The sequence below is a fragment of the Phenylobacterium sp. NIBR 498073 genome (genome assembly GCF_027286305.1).
Lineage (GTDB): Bacteria > Pseudomonadota > Alphaproteobacteria > Caulobacterales > Caulobacteraceae > Phenylobacterium.
The window spans coordinates 2,916,147-2,936,543 of record NZ_CP114599.1; the positions used below are offsets into that span (position 1 = coordinate 2,916,147).

The window sequence follows — 20,397 nt, forward strand, 5'->3', positions numbered from 1 at the left end:
CGAACTAGAGCCCCGTGGTGATGTCGATCGACTGGCCTTCGGCCAGGGTCACGACAGCTTTCTTGACGTCCGAGCGACGGCCCGGACGGCCGCGGAAACGCTTGGTCTTGCCCTTCACCACCAGGGTGTTGACCTTGGTGACGTTGACCTTGAACAGCGCTTCGACAGCGGCGGCGATTTCATCCTTGGTCGCATCGTTGGCGACGCGGAAGACGACCTTGTTCTGCTCCGAGAGCAGCGTGGCCTTTTCCGTGATCACCGGCGACAGGATGGCGTCGTAGTGGCGGGCGACGGGGTCGGCCATTACGCAGCTTCCTTCTCAGCAAAGCGCGCGTTGATCGCTTCAACCGCGTCCTTGGTCAGGACCAGGGTCTTGCGACGCAGCACGTCGTAGACGTTCAGGCCGGCGTTCGGCAGCACATCCACGTTCGGGATGTTGCGAGCGGCCATCGCGAAGTTCGCGTCGACCTCAGCACCGGCGATGACCAGCGCGTTCTTCAGGCCGATCTTGTCGAAGTTGGCGCGCAGAGCCGAGGTCTTCACCTCGGTCAGCGCCACGCTGTCGACGACCACCAGCGCGCCCGACTTGACCTTCGAGGACAGCGCGTGGCGCAGGGCCAGGGCGCGGAACTTCTTGGTCAGGTCGAAGGCGTGGCTGCGCACGACCGGCCCGTGGGCCTTGGCGCCGCCGACGAACTGGGCCGCACGGCGCGAACCGTGACGGGCGCCGCCGGTGCCCTTCTGCTTGTACATCTTCTTGCCCGTACGAGAGACCTCGTTGCGGACCTGGATCTTGTGGGTGCCGGCGCGGCGCTTGGCGAGCTGCCAAGTGACCATGCGCTGCAGGATGTCCCCACGGATCTCGTCGATGCCGAAGACGGCGTCGGACAGTTCGATCGAACCGCCCTTCCCGCCGTCGAGTTTGATGACGTCGAGTTTCATTACTGTTCTTCGCCCCCAGCTTCGGCCGGAGCCTCTTCCACCGCAGGCGTCTCAGCAGCGGCCGGAGCCGCAGCCGCCTGGCCAGCCTTACGGAAGCCGCCCGGGACCGGAGCTTCAGCCGGACGAGCCGACTTCACCGCGTCGCGGATCTTCACGTAGGTGCCCTCGGTGCCGGGCACGGAGCCCTTCACGAGGATCAGGCCACGCTCGGCGTCGACCTTCCAGACGGTGACGTTGAGGGTGGTGACGGTCTCTTGGCCGAGATGGCCGGCCATCTTCTTGTTCTTGAAGGTCTTGCCCGGATCCTGGCGGTTACCGGTCGAACCATGGGCCCGGTGCGAAACCGAGACGCCGTGGGTCGCGCGCATGCCGCCGAAGTTCCAGCGCTTCATGGCGCCGGCGAAACCCTTACCGACCGTGAGGGCGGTGACGTCGACCTTTTGGCCGGCGACGAAGTGGTCAGCGGTGAACTCCGCGCCGACTTCGATCAGGTTCTCTTCGGTCACGCGGAATTCCGCGACTTCGCGCTTCGGCTCGACCTGAGCCTTGGCGAAGTGGCCGCGCAGGGCCTTCGAAGTGTTCTTGGCCTTCTTGGCGCCAGCACCGAGCTGGAGAGCCACATAGCCGTCTTTGTCCTGGGTGCGCTGACCCGTGACCTGGCAGCCGTCGAGGCTGAGCACGGTCACCGGAACATGGACGCCGCCTTCATCGAAGAAGCGAGCCATACCCAGTTTCTTGGCGATCACGCCGGTACGCATCGACCGATCCCCTCTTAAAGCTTGATCTCGACGTCCACGCCGGCGGACAGGTCGAGCTTCATGAGCGCGTCCACGGTCTGCGGGGTGGGGTCGACGATATCGAGCACGCGCTTGTGCGTGCGGATTTCGAACTGCTCGCGCGACTTCTTATCGACGTGCGGCGAGCGGTTGACGGTGAATTTTTCGATTTGCGTCGGCAGGGGGATAGGCCCCCGGACGGTCGCGCCGGTGCGCTTAGCCGTATTGACGATCTCGCGTGTGGAATGGTCCAGCACGCGGTGATCGAAGGCTTTGAGCCGGATGCGGATGTTCTGACGATCCATATCGCTCTTTAGTTTCCCCTACAGACGGCGGTCCGTCCGCGTGACTTTGACCATTTCAAAGACCAACCCGAACGCCTCAAGAGACGCTCGTACGCGTAAGTCCGCAAAAACGACGTGAGCCCACGCGAACAGTTCGCGAGGGCCCTGCCCGAAAGCTCCGATTTCCACCGGTTTTCGAGCCGTTCTGCGAACCGCGTCTGTGCTTCAAATCACTTCGAAGCACACAGCCGGTCCAACAGGAGGCGCGTCTATACGTGGGTGACTCGCCCGCGTCAAGACTTGCCGGTACGGCGGGGCCCTGCCCTAGGGTCTGTACTCAATAGGGTCTAGCGCGGCGTTGGCGTTGCTGATTCAAGGATTCCGGAAGGAGCCTTGGATATGGCGAAGCAGGTTCAGTGGCTTAGCGACGAAGAATGGGCTCGGATCGAGCCGTTGCTTCCGCGAGGTCGTAAGGGCGCCCATCGGGTGGATGATCGCCGGGTGATCTCGGGCATTGTCCATATGCTGAAGAGCGGAGCTCGCTGGCGCGATTGCCCACCGGAGTTCGGGCCCTACACGACCGTCTACAACCGTTTCAACCGCTGGAGCCGCCAGGGGCTCTGGCTGCAGATGTTTGAGGCGCTGACGGGCCACACCGGCATCTATGGCGCGGCGATCGACGCTACCCACGTCAGGGCGCACCGGTCGGCGGCGGGCGCAAAAGGGGGGCCTTCCTCCAAGCCATAGGCCGCTCGCGTGGGGGCCGCACCACCAAGATCCATGGCCTGGTCGACGAGCGCGGCCGGCCCAGGGTGCTGCTGCTCAGCGCCGGAAACATCAACGACATCAGCATGGCTCACGCCCTGATCCAGGCCACAGGCCCCTTCCAGAAGCTCCTGGCTGACAAAGGCTACGACGCCGACCATCTGCGCAGGCGGCTCGCCGAGCGCGGGGCCGAGGCGGTGATCCCTTCCACCACCTCTCGCCGAACTCCAATCCCCTACGACGCCAACGCCTATAAGGACCGAAACCGCGTCGAGCGCATGTGGTGCAGGCTAAAAGACTTCCGACGCATCGCTACCCGCTACGACAAGCTCGCAAGGAACTACCTCTCGGCCGTCCTGCTCGCCGCAACCTACGCATACTGGCTCAATTGAGTCCGGACCCTAGCCGATCACCACCTCGCCGGATCCGACGACCGCCTTGGACACCGCGCCCTTGACCGCCTTCACCTTGACGTCGCCGGACCCGGCGATCCGCGCCTTAAGCGAGTCCGCGGGGCCATCGACCGTCACGCCGCCAGCGCCGGCTACCGATACGGTCATCGCCCCGACCCGGCCGCCGGCGATTTTCACGTCGCCGGAACCGGCGATCTTCACGTCCAGCGGTCCCTCGAGCGAGGCGGTCCAGACATCGCCTGAGCCGGCCAGGTTCACGTCCATCGGTCCCTTGACCGCTTGGGTTCTGATATCGCCGGAGCCGGCGACGCGCAGGTGGGCGCGCCCGACGCTGCCGACATAGGTGTCGCCCGATCCGGCCTGGTTGAGCTTGAGCTCGCCGGCGACGTTGGCGACTGTCCAGTCTCCGCACCCGGCATTGGACAGCTGGAGGCTCGCCGACTTGCCGACCGTCCCGAACACCGCTCCGCCGCTATCCAGATTCACGTCGCGGGGGGCGCGGATCACCACCTGCGGCATATTCGCATAGGCGATCGTCCCGAGCCCGGCGACGTTGACCGACGCGCGGCCCGCCTCGCCTTCGCAGCTGCGGATCTTGCGATTGAGGCCCCCGTCGATGACGACCTTGCCGCCGGCGGTCCGGACCTGCAGCGGCAGCTGAGGGTGGCTCGACAGGAACTCGACCTTGATGTCGCTGCGCGCTTCCGGAATCACCGTGACCCGAACGACGGCGTCCTTGATCTCGACAGACTGCGCGTGCGCCGCGCTCGCCGCCACCCCCGCCCCGAGCCCGAGAATGATCATCGGAAGACGCATGTCTTTCCTCCGTCTAGCTGAACAACCTTGGTGCGAACGGTAGGCCCGGGCGCCGCACCGGTCAGCTTAATTCCGGGTCATGACTTCGCCGTCATGCGCCCGCCATCCGGTCAAAGAAAAGGCCGCCGAGGTTTCCCTCGGCGGCCTGATCTCTAGGTCTGTCGACCGTGGCTTAGATCGCTTACTCGACGATCTTGGCCACGACGCCGGCGCCGACGGTCCGGCCGCCTTCGCGAATGGCGAAGCGCAGGCCCTGGTCCATGGCGATCGGGGTGATCAGCTCGACGTCCAGCTCGGCGTTGTCGCCCGGCATGATCATCTCAACGCCTTCCTTCAGGCGGATGATGCCGGTCACGTCGGTCGTGCGGAAGTAGAACTGCGGGCGGTAGTTGGTGAAGAACGGAGTGTGACGGCCGCCTTCTTCCTTGGTCAGGATGTAGGCCTCGGCCACGAACTTCGTGTGCGGGGTGATCGAACCCGGCTTGCAGAGAACCTGACCGCGCTCGACGTCTTCACGCTTGGTGCCGCGCAGCAGCACGCCCACGTTGTCGCCGGCTTGACCTTGGTCCAGCAGCTTGCGGAACATTTCGACGCCCGTGCAGGTCGTCTTCTGAACCGGACGGATGCCGACGATCTCGACTTCCTCGCCGACCTTCACGATGCCCTTTTCGATCCGGCCGGTCACCACGGTGCCGCGGCCCGAGATCGAGAACACGTCTTCCACCGGCATCAGGAACGGCAGGTCCACCGGACGCTCCGGCTGCGGGATGTAGGCGTCGACCTGGGTCATCAGCTCAAGGATGCGGTCCGCGCCAATCGCCGGGTCGCGGTCTTCAACCGCCGCCAGGGCCGAGCCCTTGACGATCGGAATGTCGTCGCCCGGGAACTGGTACGACGAAAGCAGCTCGCGCACTTCCATCTCGACCAGGTCCAGCAGTTCGGCGTCGTCGACCATGTCGACCTTGTTCATGAACACCACCAGCGCCGGCACGCCGACCTGACGGGCCAGCAGGATGTGCTCGCGCGTCTGCGGCATCGGGCCGTCAGCGGCCGACACCACCAGGATCGCGCCGTCCATCTGCGCCGCGCCCGTGATCATGTTCTTCACGTAGTCGGCGTGGCCGGGGCAGTCCACGTGCGCGTAGTGACGGTTTTCCGTCTCGTATTCCACGTGCGCGGTGTTGATGGTGATGCCGCGCGCCTTCTCTTCCGGCGCAGCGTCGATGTCGGCGTAGTTCATCGCCTTCGCGCCGCCGCTCTTCGCCAGCGTCAGGGTGATCGCAGCCGTCAGCGTCGTCTTGCCATGGTCAACGTGACCAATCGTGCCGATGTTGCAGTGCGGCTTATTGCGTTCGAACTTTTCTTTAGCCATTTCAAGCTCCAGCCCTGTTTGGGCTTGTCCTCTAAACTAGGGTTGGGGGCCCGGACGACCTCCGAGGAGATCGTCCAAACTCTTCTTCGAACGTTCTTCCGAGGAAGAACGTTACGCGTACTTCTTGATCACTTCGTCGGCGACGTGTTGCGGCACCGGGTCGTAGTGGTCGTACTGCATGGTGAACTGAGCGCGGCCCTGCGACATGCCCCGGAGGGTGTTCACGTAGCCGAACATGTTCGCCAGCGGGACGAACGCGTTCACGACGATCGCGTTGCCGCGAGTGTCCTGGCCCTGGATCATGCCGCGGCGGCCGTTCAGGTCGCCGATGACCGAACCCAGGTACTCTTCCGGGGTCACGACCTCGACGGCCATGATCGGTTCGAGCAGCTTCGGGGCGCCCTTTTCGCGCAGTTCCTTGAACGCCGCGCGGGCGGCGATTTCGAAGGCCAGCACGCTGGAGTCGACGTCGTGGTACTTGCCGTCGGTCAGGGTCGCCTTGAAGTCGATCAGCGGGAAGCCGGCCAGCAGGCCGTTGTCCTTGACCGATTCCAGGCCCTTCTCGACGCCCGGAATATATTCCTTCGGCACCGCGCCGCCGACGATCGCGCTTTCGAACACGAAGCCCGAACCCGGCTCGCCCGGCTCGAAGGTGATCATGACGCGGGCGAACTGGCCCGTACCGCCGGTCTGCTTCTTGTGGGTGTAGTCGATCTCGGCCTTCTTACCCAGGCTTTCGCGATAGGCCACCTGCGGCGCGCCGATGTTGGCCTCGACCTTGTAGGTGCGCTTCAGGATGTCGATCTTGATGTCCAGGTGCAGTTCACCCATGCCCTTCAGGATCGTCTGGCCGGACTCGAAGTCGGTCGAAACGGTGAAAGACGGATCTTCGGCGGCCAGCTTGGCCAGGGCGACGCCCAGCTTTTCCTGGTCGGCCTTCGACTTCGGCTCGACGGCGATTTCGATAACCGGGGCCGGGAACTCCATCCGCTCCAGGATCACCGGCGACTTGGTCGGATCGCAGAGGGTGTCCCCGGTGCGGGTTTCCTTCAGGCCAGCCAGGGCGACGATGTCGCCGGCGAAGGCTTCCTTGATGTCCTCGCGGTTGTTCGAGTGCATCTGCAGCATGCGGCCGACGCGCTCTTTCTTGTCACGCGTCGAGTTCATCAGGCTCATGCCGGTTTCGAGCTTGCCCGAATAGATGCGGCAGAAAGTCAGCGAGCCGACGAAGGGGTCGTCCATGATCTTGAACGCCAGAACCGACAGCGGCTCGTCGTCCGAGGCCTTGCGGACGACCGGCTCTTCCGTGCGGAAGTCGATGCCCGGGGTCGGCGGGATGTCCAGCGGCGACGGCAGGTAGTCGACGACGGCGTCGAGCAGCGGCTGCACGCCCTTGTTCTTGAACGCCGAACCGCAGAGGATCGGGTAGAACGCGCCGGTCAGAACGGCCTTGCGGAGGCACTTCTTGATGGTTTCTTCCGACGGCTCTTCGCCGCCCAGATAGGCTTCCATCGCGTCGTCATCGAGTTCGACGGCGTTTTCGATCAGGTACTGGCGGGCGGCCGCAGCGGCGTCGGCCAGGTCGGCCGGAATTTCGCGCTCGTCGGCGGCGGCGCCGACCGTGTCGGTTTCCCAGACCAGGGCCTTCATGGTGACCAGGTCGATCACGCCCTTCAGGTTCGATTCCGAACCGATCGGCAGCTGGATCGGCACGGCCTTCGCGCCCAGGCGGTCGCGGATGGACTCGACGGACTTCTCGAAGTCAGCGCCGATCTTGTCCATCTTGTTGACGAACACGATCCGCGGAACGTTGTACTTGTCGGCCTGACGCCAGACGGTTTCGGTCTGCGGTTCGACGCCGGCGTTCCCGTCCAGCACCGTCACCGCGCCGTCGAGCACGCGCAGCGAACGCTCGACTTCGATCGTGAAGTCGACGTGGCCGGGGGTGTCGATGATGTTGAGACGCTTGCCCTTCCAGAAGGCCGTCGTCGCGGCGGACGTGATCGTGATGCCGCGTTCCTGCTCCTGGTCCATCCAGTCCATGGTCGAGGCGCCGTCGTGCGTCTCACCCATTTTGTGGTTCTTGCCGGTGTAGAACAGAATCCGCTCGGTCGTCGTCGTCTTACCGGCGTCGATGTGCGCCATGATGCCGAAGTTGCGGTAGTCTTCGATTTTGTGCGTGCGGGGCATAGCGGAAGCTCTGCTGGAGATGGGCGTTCTGGAGTAGCTGAACGAACGGCGCGGGCGGTTTAACTCAAACCGCCCGCGCCGGAAAGCGATGGATGCCGGGTCTTACCAGCGGTAGTGCGAGAAGGCGCGGTTCGCCTCGGCCATCTTGTGCGTGTCTTCACGCTTCTTGACGGCCGTGCCACGGTTCGAAGAAGCGTCCAGCAGTTCGCCGGCCAGCTTTTCGGTCATGGTGTTTTCACCGCGCTTGCGGGCGGCAGTCACCAGCCAGCGGATGGCCAGCGCCTTGCGGCGGTCCGGACGCACTTCGACCGGCACCTGGTAGGTGGCGCCGCCGACGCGGCGCGAACGGACTTCGATACCGGGAGCGACGTTTTCCAGGGCCGCGTGGAACGTTTCCAGCGGGGTCTGGTCCTTGCGCTTGGCTTCCAGGATATCAAAGGCGCCGTAGAGGATGTTCTCAGCGACGGCTTTTTTGCCTTCGTACATCACGTAGTTCATGAACTTCGTGACGGTGAGGTCTCCGAACTTGGGATCCGGCAGGACTTCACGTTTATCGGCGCGACGACGACGGGACATTCTTCTTATTCCTTACTTCGGACGCTTGGCGCCGTAGAGCGAACGACGCTGCTTGCGGTCCTTGACCCCTTGGGTGTCGAGCACGCCGCGCAGGATGTGGTAGCGGACACCCGGAAGGTCCTTCACCCGGCCGCCGCGGATAAGCACAACGGAGTGCTCCTGCAGGTTATGACCTTCGCCGGGGATGTAGCACACCGCTTCGATGCCGGTGGTCAGACGCACCTTGGCGACCTTACGAAGCGCGGAGTTCGGCTTCTTCGGGGTCGTCGTATAGACGCGGGTGCAAACGCCGCGGCGTTGCGGGCAGCCCTTCAGGGCCGGCACCTTGTTGCGCGACGGCTTGTCCTGCCGAGGCTTGCGGATGAGCTGGTTGACTGTAGGCATCTAATCTCTGCTCTGGAGGCGTGTGCCGTTTGGCCGTAGCGCCTCGATAGGGGTTCTAGTCGTTTCTGGTTTCGAAACCGCCCGGTGAACGCAAAAACTCGCCGGCGCGCGATCTCCTGCGTTCCGGCGGGCCTAGCCGACCGCTTCCGGCCAGCCGTTCATCGGGGCCTGAGGGAATCCCCGGCCTCGAAAGGAGCGCGGTTCATACTCGCGATGCCCGCAGTCGTCAACGCTTGTGAACGAAAGGGCTTTTCGCGCTCTTCCACAGACGTTGCGTCACGAATTCGCCGCGGCGGGCGGCCCGAATGGTGGCGTTTGCAACCGAGGAGAGCCGATGGCCGCCGCGCGCCGATCCAGGCTGTACGCGTTGCTAGGCGTCTCGCTGCTTGCGCACGCCGGCGTCCTGGCCGTGCTCGGTCTGCGCGAACCCAGGTTGAACCTCGCCCCTGCACCGCCCGTGATGGAGGTGCAGGTCGTTCCTTACTACGTTCTGTCCACGCCCCGAGCGCCCGAGGCTGAGCGGCTCCCCCCGCTGGTCGAACGCCCGATCCGGCCGCGCCGAACGCTGCGACCGGACGAGACCTCCCCGGTCGCGCCCCTGGTGACACCGCGCGCGCCGCCGGCGGCGCGCGGGCCCTGGACGTTGGAGCCCGCCGCGCCGGGAGCCCCTGCCCCGCGCGCCGACCTGCGGCAGGCGCTGCGCCGGGGCGCGGCCGGCTGCGCCAATCCGGCGCTGCTAAGCCCCGAGGAACGCGAGGCGTGCGAGGAGCGGCTCGGAGCCGGAGCCAAGGACGCGCCGTTCTTCCAGCCGCCGATGGACCCGCGCAAGCGCCAGGCGTTCGACGAGGCGGCGGCCAAGAAGGAGGCCTACCAGCGTTACAAGCGCGGCAACGTGCCGCCGGGCCTCAGCCACGAACCGCGGCCGTCCGAGGCGCCGAATCCCTTCCCTGAGGTCTGGACGCCCCGCCGCTAGCCCCTGTCCCGATTGGCTTGAATCAAGCCAACCAGGATGAACAGGGTCGTTTCTTTGAATTTGGAGCCCTTCTTACCCACTCACGATGATCCATCGTGAGTGGGAAGGGCTCTAGCCGGTCAGTCGAAGATATCGAAGATGTCGAAGCCCTTCTTTTTCTTCTTGTGCCGGTAGTAGTCGTCCTCGTCGTAGCGATAGCGCTTGCGGTCGCTGTCGTACGGATGGCTGCGCTTCCATGCATCAGGATCGCGGTGGAAACTGTCCAGTTCTCGATCGAACCGCTCGCGGGCCTGGACGTCGCCCTGCTGGGTCTCGCGGCCGGCGCCGAGGATCTTCTCCAGCTCGCCCCGGTCCAGCCAGACCCCTCGGCAGCTTGGGCACATGTCGAGTTCGACGCCCGACCGGGCGACGTTCTGCATCGAGACGTTGCAGTTGGGGCAGAGCAAAAGCGGCATTGAGGTCCTCCTTGAGGGCCACACTTAGGTAGCCGCGACCTCCGCCGCGACGGTCCGGCCACGAAAAACGGCCCGGAATCGCTCCCAGGCCGTTCTCTACGGCTCACAGACTGAAAGAGCCGCCTTAGTTCTCGACCTTCTCGGCCTCCGCATCGACGGCGATGACCTCCGGCAGCGGCTCCATCGCCTCTTCGCGGCTGGCCGCCAGGGCCTCGTCGCGCTTGGTGGCGATGCGCTGCAGGTTGCGCAGGTACGAACCGGTGCCGGCCGGGATCAGGCGGCCCACGATCACGTTCTCCTTCAGGCCTTCCAGGGTGTCGCTCTTACCCTGGACGGACGCCTCGGTGAGGACGCGGGTGGTTTCCTGGAACGACGCCGCCGAGATGAAGCTGCGGGTCTGCAGCGACGCCTTGGTGATGCCGAGCAGGACCGGCTGGGTAAGCGCCGGACGACCGCCGCGGGCTTCGGCCTTGGCGTTCTCCTCGTTGATCTCGGTGAGATCGAGGTGGTCGCCCTTCAGCAGGCCGGTGTCGCCAGGCTCGAGGATCTCCGCCTTCTGCAGCATCTGACGAACGATCGTCTCGATGTGCTTGTCGTTGATCGGCACGCCCTGCAGTCGATAGACGTCCTGGATTTCGTCCACGAGGAACTCGGCCAGGGCCTCGATGCCCAGGATGCGCAGGATGTCGTGCGGATCGGGGTTGCCGTCGATCAGGTACTCGCCCTTGCGGATGATGTCGCCATCATGGACCGCGATGTGCTTGCCCTTCGGGATCAAGAACTCGACCGGCTCGCCACCATCCTCGGGGGTGATCTTGATCCGGCGCTTGTTCTTGTAGTCCCGACCGAATTCGACGCGGCCGTCCATCTCGGCGATGACCGCGCAGTCCTTCGGACGGCGGGCTTCGAAGAGCTCGGCGACGCGCGGCAGACCGCCGGTGATGTCGCGGGTCTTGGCGCTTTCCGTCGAGACGCGGGCCAGGACTTCACCCGGCTTGATCTCGTCGCCGTCGCCAACCGAGAGGATGGCGCCGACGGGCAGGAGGTAACGGGCCTCGCCGCCGTTGGAGATGCGCTTGTAGGAACCATCGGCGTCGAGCACGGCCATGGCCGGACGCAGGTCGCCGCCCTTGGTCGAGGCGCGCCAGTCGATGACCACGCGGTTCGAGATGCCGGTGGCTTCGTCGGCTTCTTCGCGGACCGAGACGTTCTCGACCAGGTCCTCGAAACGGACGCGACCGCCCACTTCCGAGATGATCGGGTTCGAGTAGGGGTCCCATTCGGCCAGGCGCTGGCCGCGCTTGACCTTGTCGCCGTCCTTGACCTTCAGGCGCGTGCCGTACGGCGGCTTGTAGGACTCGCGGTCCTTGCCGTCGACCTGGACGATGATCTGCAGGTTGCGGCTCAGAACCACGAAGTCGCCGTCCGGAGCCTGGACGGTCATGCCGCCCACGATCCGCGCCACACCTTCGTTGCCGGTTTCGAAGAACGACTGCTCGGCCACCTGGGCCGTGCCGCCGATGTGGAAGGTCCGCATGGTCAGCTGGGTGCCCGGCTCGCCGATGGACTGGGCGGCGATAACGCCGACCGCTTCACCGATGTTGACCGGGGTCCCGCGGGCCAGGTCGCGGCCGTAGCAGGCGCCGCAGACGCCGACCTTGGCTTCGCAGGTCAGGACCGAGCGCACCTTGATCGACTGCACGCCGGCCGCCTCGACGACCTCGCACATGTTCTCGTCGAAATAGCTGTCGGCCGGCACGATCACTTCACCGGTGCCCGGGTCCTTGACGTCCTCGGCCGCGAAGCGGCCCAGGATGCGGGTGCCCAGCGAGACCAGGACGTCGCCGCCCTCGACGACGGCGCGCAGGGTGATGCCCCGGGTCGTGCCGCAGTCTTCCTCGTTGATGATGCAGTCCTGCGCAACGTCGACCAGACGACGCGTCAGATAGCCCGAGTTGGCGGTCTTCAGCGCGGTGTCGGCCAGACCCTTACGGGCGCCGTGGGTGGAGTTGAAGTACTCCTGAACGGACAGGCCTTCCTTGAAGTTCGAGATGATCGGCGTCTCGATGATCTCGCCGGACGGCTTGGCCATCAGGCCGCGCATCCCGCCGAGCTGCTTCATCTGGGCCTGCGAACCGCGGGCGCCGGAGTTGGCCATCATGAAGATCGAGTTGATCTCCTTTTCGCGGCCATTCTCGTCCTTCTCGGCGGTCGAGATTTCCAACATCATCTCGTCGGCGACGCGGTCGGTGGCCTTGGCCCACGCGTCAACGACCTTGTTGTACTTCTCGCCCTTGGTGATCAGGCCGTCGGCGTATTGCTGCTCGTACTCTTCGACCAGCTTGCGGGTCTGCTCGACGATCGGCGCCTTCCGCTCGGGGATGATGATGTCATCCTTGCCGAAGGAGATGCCGGCCTTGGCCGCTTCCTTGAAGCCCAGCGCCATGATCTGGTCGGCGAAGATGACCGTCGCCTTCTGACCGCAGTGGCGGTAGACGGTATCGATCAGATTGCCGATTTCCTTCTTGGTCAGGTTCTTCTCAAGAAGACGATGGCCGACCGCCGGGTGGTGCGGGAACAGCGCCGAAATCTTCATACGACCAGGCGTCGTATCGATCACCTTGCGGACCAGCTCGCCCTCAGCGTTCATTTCCGAGTGACGGGCTTTGATCTTGGTGTGCAGCGTCACGACCTTGGCGTCGAGGGCCGCGTCGATCTCGCCCAGGTCGGCGAACAGCTTGCCCTCGCCCGGCTCGTTATCCTTGGCCAGCGACAGGTAGTAGAGGCCGAGCACGATGTCCTGCGACGGCACGATGATCGGGCGGCCGTTGGCGGGCGACAGGATGTTGTTGGTCGACATCATCAGGACGCGCGCTTCCAGCTGGGCCTCGAGGCTCAGCGGGACGTGCACGGCCATCTGGTCGCCGTCGAAGTCGGCGTTGAACGCGGCGCAGACCAGCGGGTGCAGCTGGATGGCCTTGCCCTCGATCAGCTTCGGCTCGAACGCCTGGATGCCCAGGCGGTGAAGCGTCGGCGCGCGGTTCAGCAGAACCGGGTGCTCGCGGATCACCTCGTCCAGGATGTCCCAGACCGCCGGCTGCTCGCGCTCGACCATGCGCTTGGACTGCTTGACGGTGCCCGACAGGCCCTTGGCGTCCAACCGCGCATAGATGAACGGCTTGAACAGCTCGAGCGCCATCTTCTTCGGCAGGCCGCACTCGTGCAGCTTCAGCTCCGGACCGACGACGATGACCGAACGGCCCGAATAGTCGACGCGCTTGCCGAGCAGGTTCTGGCGGAAGCGGCCCTGCTTGCCCTTCAGCATGTCGGCCAGCGACTTCAGCGGACGCTTGTTGGCGCCCGTAATCACGCGGCCGCGACGGCCGTTGTCGAACAGGGCGTCCACGGCTTCCTGCAGCATCCGCTTTTCGTTGCGGATGATGATGTCCGGGGCGCGCAGCTCGATGAGGCGCTTCAGGCGGTTGTTCCGGTTGATGACCCGGCGATAGAGGTCGTTCAGGTCGGAGGTCGCAAAGCGGCCGCCGTCCAGCGGCACCAGCGGACGCAGTTCCGGCGGGATCACCGGCACGACCGACAGGATCATCCACTCGGCCTTGTTGCCGCTCTCGATGAAGCTCTCGATCAGCTTCAGACGCTTGGACGTCTTCTTGAGCTTCATTTCCGAGGTGATCGTGAGGAGTTCCTCACGCAGGCGGTCGGCTTCCTTCGGCAGGTCGATGGCCCGCAGCAGTCCCTGGACCGCCTCGGCGCCGATCTCGGCGGTGAAGCTGTCGTCGCCGTACTCGTCCTGGGCGCGCATGTAGTCGTCTTCCGACAGCAACTGGTGCTGCTTCAGCGGGGTCAGGCCCGGCTCGGTGACGATGTAGTATTCGAAGTACAGGACGCGCTCGATGTCCTTCAGCGCCATGTCGAGCATCATCGAGATGCGGCTCGGCAGCGACTTCAGGAACCAGATGTGGGCGACCGGCGAGGCCAGCTCGATGTGGCCCATCCGCTCGCGGCGGACGCGCGCGAGGGTGACCTCGACGCCGCACTTTTCACAGATAATGCCCTTGTACTTCATGCGCTTGTACTTGCCGCACAGGCATTCGTAGTCCTTGGTCGGGCCAAAGATACGGGCGCAGAACAAGCCATCGCGTTCCGGCTTGAAGGTCCGGTAGTTGATGGTCTCGGGCTTCTTGATCTCGCCGAACGACCACGAGCGGATCTTTTCCGGCGAGGCCAGGGCGATACGGATGCGGTCGAAGGTCGGAGCGGCCTGGACCGGGTTGAAGATATTCAGGACTTCCTGGTTCATCGATTTTCCAGTTCGTCAGTATTTCCAGAGGCGATGGGGAGAAGCTGACGGCCCCTCCCCTCGCACATGCGGCGAAGTCGAAGCCCGGCCCTAGCCGTTCTCCAGCTCCACATTCAGACCCAGCGAGCGCATTTCCTTCACGAGCACGTTGAAGCTCTCGGGGATGCCGGCTTCGAAGGTGTCGTCGCCGCGGACGATGGACTCGTAGACCTTGGTCCGGCCGGCCACGTCGTCGGACTTCACCGTCAGCATTTCCTGCAGGGTGTAGGCCGCGCCGTAGGCTTCCAGAGCCCACACTTCCATTTCCCCGAAGCGCTGACCGCCGAACTGCGCCTTACCACCCAGCGGCTGCTGGGTGACGAGCGAGTACGGGCCGATCGAACGGGCGTGGATCTTGTCGTCGACCAGGTGGTGCAGCTTCAGCATGTAGATGTAGCCGACCGTGACCGGACGCTTGAACTGCTCGCCGGTCTGGCCGTCGTACAGGATCGACTGCCCCGAACGCGCCAGGCCCGCCGACTCGAGCAGGTTCTCGATGTCGTCGATGTGCGCGCCGTCGAAGACCGGAGTCGCGAAGGGCACGCCCTTGCTGAGGTTCTTCGCCAGCTCGATCAGCTCCTCTTCCCTGTCCGGAAGCTCCTGGTCGACGCCGTAGGTCTGGCGCAGATGGTCGATCAGCGCCTGCTTCTGGCCGCCGTTCTGCCAGGCTTCCAGCAGATCAGCGATCTGCTTGCCGAGGCCCGCAGCGGCCCATCCCAGGTGAGTTTCGAAGATCTGGCCGACGTTCATCCGCGACGGCACGCCCAGCGGGTTCAGCACGATGTCCACGTGCTGGCCGCTTTCCAGGTAGGGCATGTCCTCGATCGGCAGGATCTTGGAGATGACCCCCTTGTTGCCGTGACGGCCGGCCATCTTGTCGCCCGGCTGAAGCTTGCGCTTCACGGCCACGAAGACCTTGACCATCTTCATGACGCCCGGGGGCAGTTCGTCGCCGCGCTGCAGCTTGTCGACCTTGTCCTCGAAGCGACGGTCGAGGCGCTTACGGGCCTCGTCGAACTGACGGCGCATGGCCTCCAGTTCGCCCATCGCCTTCTCGTCGTCCATGGCGATCTGCCACCACAGGCCCGGCGCGATCTCTTCCAGCTTGTCGGCGGTGATCTCGCCGCGGCCCAGGCCCTTCGGACCCGAAACGGCGGTCTTGCCGATCAGCAGTTCGCGCAGACGGATGGTCATGTTGCGGTTCAGGATCGCGAACTCGTCGTCGCGGTCCTTGCCCAGGCGGTCGATCTCGGCGCGCTCGATGGCCATCGCGCGCTCGTCCTTGTCCACACCGTGACGGTTGAAGACGCGGACTTCCACGATCGTGCCGGCCACGCCCGGCGGCAGGCGCAGCGACGTGTCGCGCACGTCGGAGGCCTTTTCACCGAAGATGGCGCGCAGCAGCTTTTCTTCCGGCGTCATCGGGCTTTCGCCCTTCGGCGTGACCTTGCCGACCAGGATGTCGCCCGGCTGGACTTCGGCGCCGATCGCCACGATGCCCGCCTCGTCGAGGTTGCGCAGGGCTTCCTCGCCGACGTTCGGGATGTCGCGGGTGATTTCTTCCGGACCCAGCTTGGTGTCGCGGGCCATCACCTCGAACTCCTCGAGGTGGATCGAGGTGAAGATGTCGTCGCGCACGATGCGCTCGGAGATCAGGATCGAGTCCTCGAAGTTGTAGCCGTTCCACGGCATGAACGCGACGAGGGTGTTGCGGCCCAGCGCCAGTTCGCCCAGCTCGGTCGACGGGCCGTCGGCGATGACGTCGCCGCTGGCCACCTTGTCGCCCACGCGCACCAGCGGACGCTGGTTGATGCAGGTCGAGGTGTTCGAACGCTGGAACTTCTGCAGGCGGTAGATGTCGACGCCGGCCTTGGTCGGGTCGGTCTCTTCCGTGGCGCGGATGACGATCCGGGTGCCGTCGATCTGCTCGACCACGCCGGTGCGGCGGGCGACCACGACGGCGCCGGAGTCGACGGCCACGACCGCTTCCATGCCGGTGCCGACCAGCGGCGCATCCGATTGGATGAGCGGCACGGCCTGCTTCTGCATGTTCGAGCCCATGAGGGCGCGGTTGGCGTCGTCGTTCTCAAGGAACGGGATCAGCGAGGCGGCGACCGAGACGACCTGCTTGGGCGAGACGTCCATCAGGTCGACGGTGTCTTTCGGCAGCAGCGAAGGTTCGCCGTTGATCCGGCCGGGGACCAGGTCCTCGACGATCTCGCCGCCGTCCAGCTTGATGTTGGCCTGAGCGATGACGTGCTTGGCCTCTTCCATCGCCGACATGTAAACGACCTCTTCGGTCGTCTTGCCGTCCTTGATCCGCCGGTACGGGCTCTCGATGAAGCCATACTTGTTGACCACCGCGTGGGTGGCCAGCGAGTTGATCAGGCCGATGTTCGGACCTTCCGGCGTCTCGATCGGGCAGATCCGGCCGTAGTGGGTCGGGTGCACGTCGCGGACTTCGAAGCCGGCGCGCTCGCGGGTCAGACCGCCCGGGCCAAGCGCCGAGAGACGACGCTTGTGGGTGATTTCCGACAGCGGGTTGGTCTGGTCCATGAACTGCGAGAGCTGCGAGGATCCGAAGAACTCGCGGACAGCGGCGGCCGCCGGCTTCGCATTGATCAGGTCGTGCGGCATGACGGTGTCGATATCGACGCTCGACATGCGCTCCTTGATCGCCCGCTCCATGCGCAGCAGGCCGACGCGGTACTGGTTCTCCAGCAGCTCGCCGACCGAGCGCACCCGGCGGTTGCCCAGGTTGTCGATGTCGTCGATTTCGCCCTTGCCGTCGCGCAGGCCGACCAGGGTCTGCAGCACCGCCAGCACGTCTTCCTTGCGCAGGATGCGCACGTCGTCCGGGCAGTCGAGCTCCAGGCGCATGTTCATCTTCACGCGGCCGACCGAGGAAAGGTCGTAGCGCTCAGAGTCGAAGAACAGCGACTTGAACATGGCTTCGGCGGCTTCGACCGTCGGCGGCTCGCCCGGACGCATCACGCGGTAGATGTCGAACAGCGCGTCTTCACGGCTGTTGTTCTTGTCCACGCGCAGGGTGTTGCGGATGTAGGCGCCGACCGTGGCTTCGTCGACGTCGAGGATGTCGAGCTTGTCGAAGCCCTGCTCCTCGAGCGCGGTCAGCAGCGCCGCGTCCAGCTCGTCGCCGGCTTCGGCGTAGATTTCGCCGGTCTCGAAGTTGACCAGGTCGCCGGCCAGGTAGCGGCCATAGAGCGCCTCGGGGGCCAGCAGCAGGGTCTTCAGACCGCCGTCGGCGAACTTCTTGGCGTTGCGGGCCGAGATCTTCTGGCCGGCCGGCGCCACTTCTTCGCCCGTGTCGGCGTCGATCAGGGGGTAGTCCGGCTTGGCGCCGCGCCAACGCTCGGCCTTGTACGGAGCGGCCCAGCCGGTTCCGCGCTTCTCGTAGGTGACGGTATCATAGAATGTCGAGAGGATTTCCTCGCCGTCCATCCCCAGGCCCATCAGGAAGGTCGTGGCCGGCAGCTTACGGCGACGGTCGATGCGGACGTAGACGATGTCCTTGGCGTCGAACTCGAAGTCGAGCCACGAGCCGCGGTACGGGATCACGCGGGCGGCGAACAGCAGCTTGCCCGACGCGTGGGTCTTGCCCTTGTCGTGGTCGAAGAACACGCCCGGCGAACGGTGCATCTGCGAGACGATGACCCGCTGCGTGCCGTTGACGATAAAGGTGCCCTTCTCGGTCATGAGCGGGATGTCGCCCATGTAGACGTCCTGCTCCTTGATGTCCTTCACGGAGCGGGCGCCGGTCTCTTCGTCGGTCTCGAACACGATCAGGCGCAGCTTGACCTTCAGCGGCGCGGCGAAGGTCATGTCGCGCTGGACGCATTCCTCGACGTCGTACTTCGGCTCTTCGAACTCGTAGGACACGTATTCGAGCACGGCGCGCTCGTTGAAGTCCTTGATCGGGAACACCGACTTGAACACCGCCTCGACGCCCTCGTCGCGGCGGTCGGCCGGGCGCACTTCGCGCTGCAGGAACTGTTCATAGGAGGAGCGCTGAACCTCGATCAGGTTCGGCATTTGCACGGCTTCGGGGATGCGGCCGAAAGACTTACGGATCCGCTTCTTTCCAGTGAAGGATTGCGCCATTTTGTTCCCTTGAGCGACGCCCGGAACGGTTTCCGTGCGTCAGGTCGTGTTGTCCTGCGTCCACCCTCGAACGCCCTTGCGGGCGCCGGACGCTGGAAGCCCCTGTTTCGCCAGGGGCGCTCCCTCGCATGGCCGGAGGGCGGCGGGCCATGCCTCGGAGCGTGCGCGCTTGAAAAGTCGCCTGAGCGACGAATCCTAAATTTCGCGAAGAGAGCCAGATAGGCGTTTTATGCGGCGAAGGGAACCCCCTTTCCACATGAAAATGGAACGGCGTGGGCAATCGACTCCACGCCGCTCCATCTTGGTCGGACCCGGGCGTCTCCCGGGGACATCTCTGGATCTCTCGTTACCTGCCCGACGTCAACCGATGAGCCGATCGGCAGGTTCCCGATCCACAGAAAACGCTCCCGTCGGGCGCTTGCGCCGGTTGGCCATGTCTTGGCAGCAACCGCACCGGAAAAGTGCCAATACATTGATTTTCCTACTCATTAATCAAATCAGCCGGAAACTTTGCGGCAGCCTGGCGCGCCTTTGCGCGTTTTCAGGTTGCAAGGAGGGCGATCCATGGCCGTCAGCGCCGACTTCCAACGTCAACTCGCAGGGTACGGTCTGACCACGGCCGAGATCCTCTACCGGATGCCGGACCACCCCGCCCTGCTCCAGACCTACCTCTGGCAGGAATACGACCTCTATCCGCAGTTCCCGAACCTGCACCGGTTCCTCGACTTCTGGAGCCACCGGCTGGACGGGGTGCTCCACACCATCACAGTCGCGCATCGAGAACTGATCCGCCCCGCCGAATTCCGCATCGCCCAGGACGTCTGCAAGCTGCACTAGGGGGCGGTCTTCGGCAGGCGCCGCTTTCGGGCCGCCAAAGAAAACGGCCCCGGAGATCGCTCTCCGGGGCCGTTCGAAAGACGCAGAGGCTGCGCCGTCCAGCTTACTTAACTTGGACGGTGGCGCCGGCTTCTTCGAGCTTCTTCTTGATCTCTTCGGCAACTTGCTTCGAGACGTTCTCGACGACGTTCTGCGGAGCGCCTTCGACCAGGTCCTTGGCTTCCTTCAGGCCGAGGTCCGGACGGACGCCGCGGACTTCCTTGATCACGTTGATCTTCTTGTCGCCACCGGCGGTCAGAACAACGGTGAACTCGGTTTGCTCTTCAGCAGCTTCGGCCGGAGCGGCGGCGCCGCCAACGGCGGCGACGGCGACCGGAGCGGCGGCCGAGACGCCCCACTTGTCTTCCAGCAGCTTCGAGAGTTCAGCGGCTTCCAGAACGGTCAGGGCCGACAGTTCTTCGACGATCTTTTCAAGCTTCGACATAGTTTAGGTCCTTACGGAAATAGAGGTTGTGTTCGGGAATGACGATCAGGCGGCGTCTTTGGCGGCATAAGCGCCCATGACGCGAGCCAGCTGACCGGCCGGGGCCTGCAGGACGCCGGCGACCTTGGTGGCCGGGGCTTGCAGAAGGCCGATGATCTTGCCACGGAGCTGGTCCAGCGAAGGCAGGGTCGCCAGGGCGGCGACAGCCTTTTGGTCCAGGACCTCGGTCCCCATGAACCCGCCGACGATGGCGAACTTGTCGTTCCCCTTGGCGAATTCGCTGGTGATCTTGGCGGCGGTGACGGGGTCCGACGCATAGGCGATGGCGACCGGGCCGGTGAACAGGGCGTCGCCCGCTTCACCGATCGAGCCGTCCAGGGCCTTTTGAGCCAGGGTGTTCTTCACCACCTTCAGCGCCGCGCCTTCCTTGCGGAGGCGGAGGCGAAGATCAGTCATTTCCGCAACGGTCAGACCCAGGTTGTGGGTCACGACCACGGCGCCGGCGTCGGCGAAGACGCCCTTAAGCGTCTCGATCGACTCCTGCTTTTGAGCGCGGTCCATTGCGGTCTCCATACTCAGATAGATCGCCGGACGATTCCGACGATCGCAGCAGACGATCCATGCGAAGGCGAACCCGCGCGCGGATCGTTT

Annotated in this window: 16 protein-coding genes and 1 pseudogene; 3 read left to right on the forward strand and 14 right to left on the reverse strand. The window is 64.7% G+C overall.

From position 1 onward, the window contains the following. Positions 1 to 4: 4 nt before the first annotated feature. Genes O4N75_RS14570 through rpsJ form a run of 4 tightly spaced genes read right to left on the reverse strand, consistent with a single transcriptional unit; the run spans position 5 to position 2,023 of the window. Positions 5 to 304, reverse strand: a complete 300-nt coding sequence (locus tag O4N75_RS14570; protein WP_056018075.1) for a 50S ribosomal protein L23 — start codon at positions 302 to 304, stop codon at positions 5 to 7. Next, complete coding sequence (rplD, locus tag O4N75_RS14575; protein ID WP_267231788.1) at positions 304 to 942, reverse strand: 50S ribosomal protein L4; 639 nt, start codon at positions 940 to 942, stop codon at positions 304 to 306. The genes O4N75_RS14570 and rplD overlap by 1 nt, the downstream gene beginning before the upstream one ends. Continuing rightward, a complete protein-coding gene (gene rplC, locus O4N75_RS14580) occupies positions 942 to 1,700 on the reverse strand; it encodes a 50S ribosomal protein L3 (RefSeq protein WP_267231787.1) in 759 nt (252 codons plus the stop codon). Before rplC ends, rplD begins: the two co-directional genes overlap by 1 nt. Before the next feature lie 14 nt (positions 1,701 to 1,714). After that, a complete protein-coding gene (gene rpsJ / locus O4N75_RS14585; protein WP_056018070.1) occupies positions 1,715 to 2,023 on the reverse strand; it encodes a 30S ribosomal protein S10 in 309 nt (102 codons plus the stop codon). A 378-nt stretch (positions 2,024 to 2,401) separates the two neighbouring features. Between rpsJ and O4N75_RS14590 the strand changes: the two are divergent. After that, positions 2,402 to 3,159, forward strand: a pseudogene (locus tag O4N75_RS14590) (IS5 family transposase). Between the two features lie 9 nt (positions 3,160 to 3,168). Here O4N75_RS14590 and O4N75_RS14595 read toward each other — a convergent pair. The 5 genes from O4N75_RS14595 to rpsL all read right to left on the reverse strand — a co-directional run bounded on the left by O4N75_RS14595 (position 3,169) and on the right by rpsL (position 8,518). After that, positions 3,169 to 3,996: a DUF2807 domain-containing protein gene (locus O4N75_RS14595; RefSeq protein ID WP_269626215.1), complete on the reverse strand. Its 828-nt coding sequence runs from the start codon at positions 3,994 to 3,996 to the stop codon at positions 3,169 to 3,171. Positions 3,997 to 4,177: 181 nt separating this feature from the next. Further along, positions 4,178 to 5,368, reverse strand: coding sequence for an elongation factor Tu (tuf, locus tag O4N75_RS14600; protein ID WP_269626216.1), 1,191 nt, complete (start codon positions 5,366 to 5,368; stop codon positions 4,178 to 4,180). Positions 5,369 to 5,479: 111 nt separating this feature from the next. Next, positions 5,480 to 7,558, reverse strand: a complete 2,079-nt coding sequence (gene fusA / locus O4N75_RS14605; RefSeq protein WP_269626217.1) for an elongation factor G — start codon at positions 7,556 to 7,558, stop codon at positions 5,480 to 5,482. A gap of 102 nt (positions 7,559 to 7,660) precedes the next feature. Then, positions 7,661 to 8,134 (reverse strand): 30S ribosomal protein S7, encoded by a 474-nt coding sequence (gene rpsG / locus O4N75_RS14610; protein ID WP_056018024.1) that lies wholly within the window; start codon positions 8,132 to 8,134, stop codon positions 7,661 to 7,663. A 12-nt stretch (positions 8,135 to 8,146) separates the two neighbouring features. Continuing rightward, on the reverse strand, positions 8,147 to 8,518 hold the full coding sequence (rpsL, locus tag O4N75_RS14615; RefSeq protein ID WP_056018026.1) for a 30S ribosomal protein S12: 372 nt from the start codon (positions 8,516 to 8,518) through the stop codon (positions 8,147 to 8,149). A 334-nt stretch (positions 8,519 to 8,852) separates the two neighbouring features. On the opposite strand from rpsL, the gene O4N75_RS14620 reads away from it, so the two are divergent. Then, positions 8,853 to 9,491: a hypothetical protein gene (locus O4N75_RS14620; RefSeq protein ID WP_269626219.1), complete on the forward strand. Its 639-nt coding sequence runs from the start codon at positions 8,853 to 8,855 to the stop codon at positions 9,489 to 9,491. Between the two features lie 119 nt (positions 9,492 to 9,610). Here the strand turns inward: O4N75_RS14620 and O4N75_RS14625 are convergent, their stop codons facing one another. The 3 genes from O4N75_RS14625 to rpoB all read right to left on the reverse strand — a co-directional run bounded on the left by O4N75_RS14625 (position 9,611) and on the right by rpoB (position 18,425). Further along, complete coding sequence (locus tag O4N75_RS14625) at positions 9,611 to 9,946, reverse strand: zf-TFIIB domain-containing protein (RefSeq protein ID WP_269626220.1); 336 nt, start codon at positions 9,944 to 9,946, stop codon at positions 9,611 to 9,613. Between the two features lie 124 nt (positions 9,947 to 10,070). Continuing rightward, a complete protein-coding gene (gene rpoC, locus O4N75_RS14630) occupies positions 10,071 to 14,264 on the reverse strand; it encodes a DNA-directed RNA polymerase subunit beta' (protein ID WP_269626221.1) in 4,194 nt (1,397 codons plus the stop codon). A 90-nt stretch (positions 14,265 to 14,354) separates the two neighbouring features. After that, positions 14,355 to 18,425, reverse strand: coding sequence for a DNA-directed RNA polymerase subunit beta (gene rpoB, locus O4N75_RS14635; protein WP_269626222.1), 4,071 nt, complete (start codon positions 18,423 to 18,425; stop codon positions 14,355 to 14,357). Between the two features lie 564 nt (positions 18,426 to 18,989). On the opposite strand from rpoB, the gene O4N75_RS14640 reads away from it, so the two are divergent. Continuing rightward, the gene (locus tag O4N75_RS14640) at positions 18,990 to 19,262 is read left to right on the forward strand and encodes a protein usg (protein WP_267233890.1); all 273 of its coding nucleotides are present in this window, start codon (positions 18,990 to 18,992) and stop codon (positions 19,260 to 19,262) included. A 103-nt stretch (positions 19,263 to 19,365) separates the two neighbouring features. Here the strand turns inward: O4N75_RS14640 and rplL are convergent, their stop codons facing one another. Beyond that, on the reverse strand, positions 19,366 to 19,746 hold the full coding sequence (gene rplL / locus O4N75_RS14645) for a 50S ribosomal protein L7/L12 (protein WP_267233887.1): 381 nt from the start codon (positions 19,744 to 19,746) through the stop codon (positions 19,366 to 19,368). Between the two features lie 45 nt (positions 19,747 to 19,791). Continuing rightward, on the reverse strand, positions 19,792 to 20,307 hold the full coding sequence (gene rplJ, locus O4N75_RS14650; RefSeq protein WP_267233886.1) for a 50S ribosomal protein L10: 516 nt from the start codon (positions 20,305 to 20,307) through the stop codon (positions 19,792 to 19,794). Between the last annotated feature and the right edge of the window lie 90 nt (positions 20,308 to 20,397).

What these genes read in the sequence shown, in the direction of transcription:
- tuf (WP_269626216.1), bottom strand. Translation starts at nt 5,368, where the DNA reads ATGGCTAAAGAAAAGTTCGAACGCAATAAGCCGCACTGCAACATCGGC.
- O4N75_RS14625 (WP_269626220.1), bottom strand. Translation starts at nt 9,946, where the DNA reads ATGCCGCTTTTGCTCTGCCCCAACTGCAACGTCTCGATGCAGAACGTC.
- rplL (WP_267233887.1), bottom strand. Translation starts at nt 19,746, where the DNA reads ATGTCGAAGCTTGAAAAGATCGTCGAAGAACTGTCGGCCCTGACCGTT.
- rplC (WP_267231787.1), bottom strand. Translation starts at nt 1,700, where the DNA reads ATGCGTACCGGCGTGATCGCCAAGAAACTGGGTATGGCTCGCTTCTTC.
- O4N75_RS14640 (WP_267233890.1), top strand. Translation starts at nt 18,990, where the DNA reads ATGGCCGTCAGCGCCGACTTCCAACGTCAACTCGCAGGGTACGGTCTG.
- O4N75_RS14595 (WP_269626215.1), bottom strand. Translation starts at nt 3,996, where the DNA reads ATGCGTCTTCCGATGATCATTCTCGGGCTCGGGGCGGGGGTGGCGGCG.
- rpsL (WP_056018026.1), bottom strand. Translation starts at nt 8,518, where the DNA reads ATGCCTACAGTCAACCAGCTCATCCGCAAGCCTCGGCAGGACAAGCCG.
- rpsJ (WP_056018070.1), bottom strand. Translation starts at nt 2,023, where the DNA reads ATGGATCGTCAGAACATCCGCATCCGGCTCAAAGCCTTCGATCACCGC.
- rplD (WP_267231788.1), bottom strand. Translation starts at nt 942, where the DNA reads ATGAAACTCGACGTCATCAAACTCGACGGCGGGAAGGGCGGTTCGATC.
- rpsG (WP_056018024.1), bottom strand. Translation starts at nt 8,134, where the DNA reads ATGTCCCGTCGTCGTCGCGCCGATAAACGTGAAGTCCTGCCGGATCCC.
- rpoB (WP_269626222.1), bottom strand. Translation starts at nt 18,425, where the DNA reads ATGGCGCAATCCTTCACTGGAAAGAAGCGGATCCGTAAGTCTTTCGGC.
- O4N75_RS14570 (WP_056018075.1), bottom strand. Translation starts at nt 304, where the DNA reads ATGGCCGACCCCGTCGCCCGCCACTACGACGCCATCCTGTCGCCGGTG.
- fusA (WP_269626217.1), bottom strand. Translation starts at nt 7,558, where the DNA reads ATGCCCCGCACGCACAAAATCGAAGACTACCGCAACTTCGGCATCATG.
- rplJ (WP_267233886.1), bottom strand. Translation starts at nt 20,307, where the DNA reads ATGGACCGCGCTCAAAAGCAGGAGTCGATCGAGACGCTTAAGGGCGTC.
- O4N75_RS14620 (WP_269626219.1), top strand. Translation starts at nt 8,853, where the DNA reads ATGGCCGCCGCGCGCCGATCCAGGCTGTACGCGTTGCTAGGCGTCTCG.
- rpoC (WP_269626221.1), bottom strand. Translation starts at nt 14,264, where the DNA reads ATGAACCAGGAAGTCCTGAATATCTTCAACCCGGTCCAGGCCGCTCCG.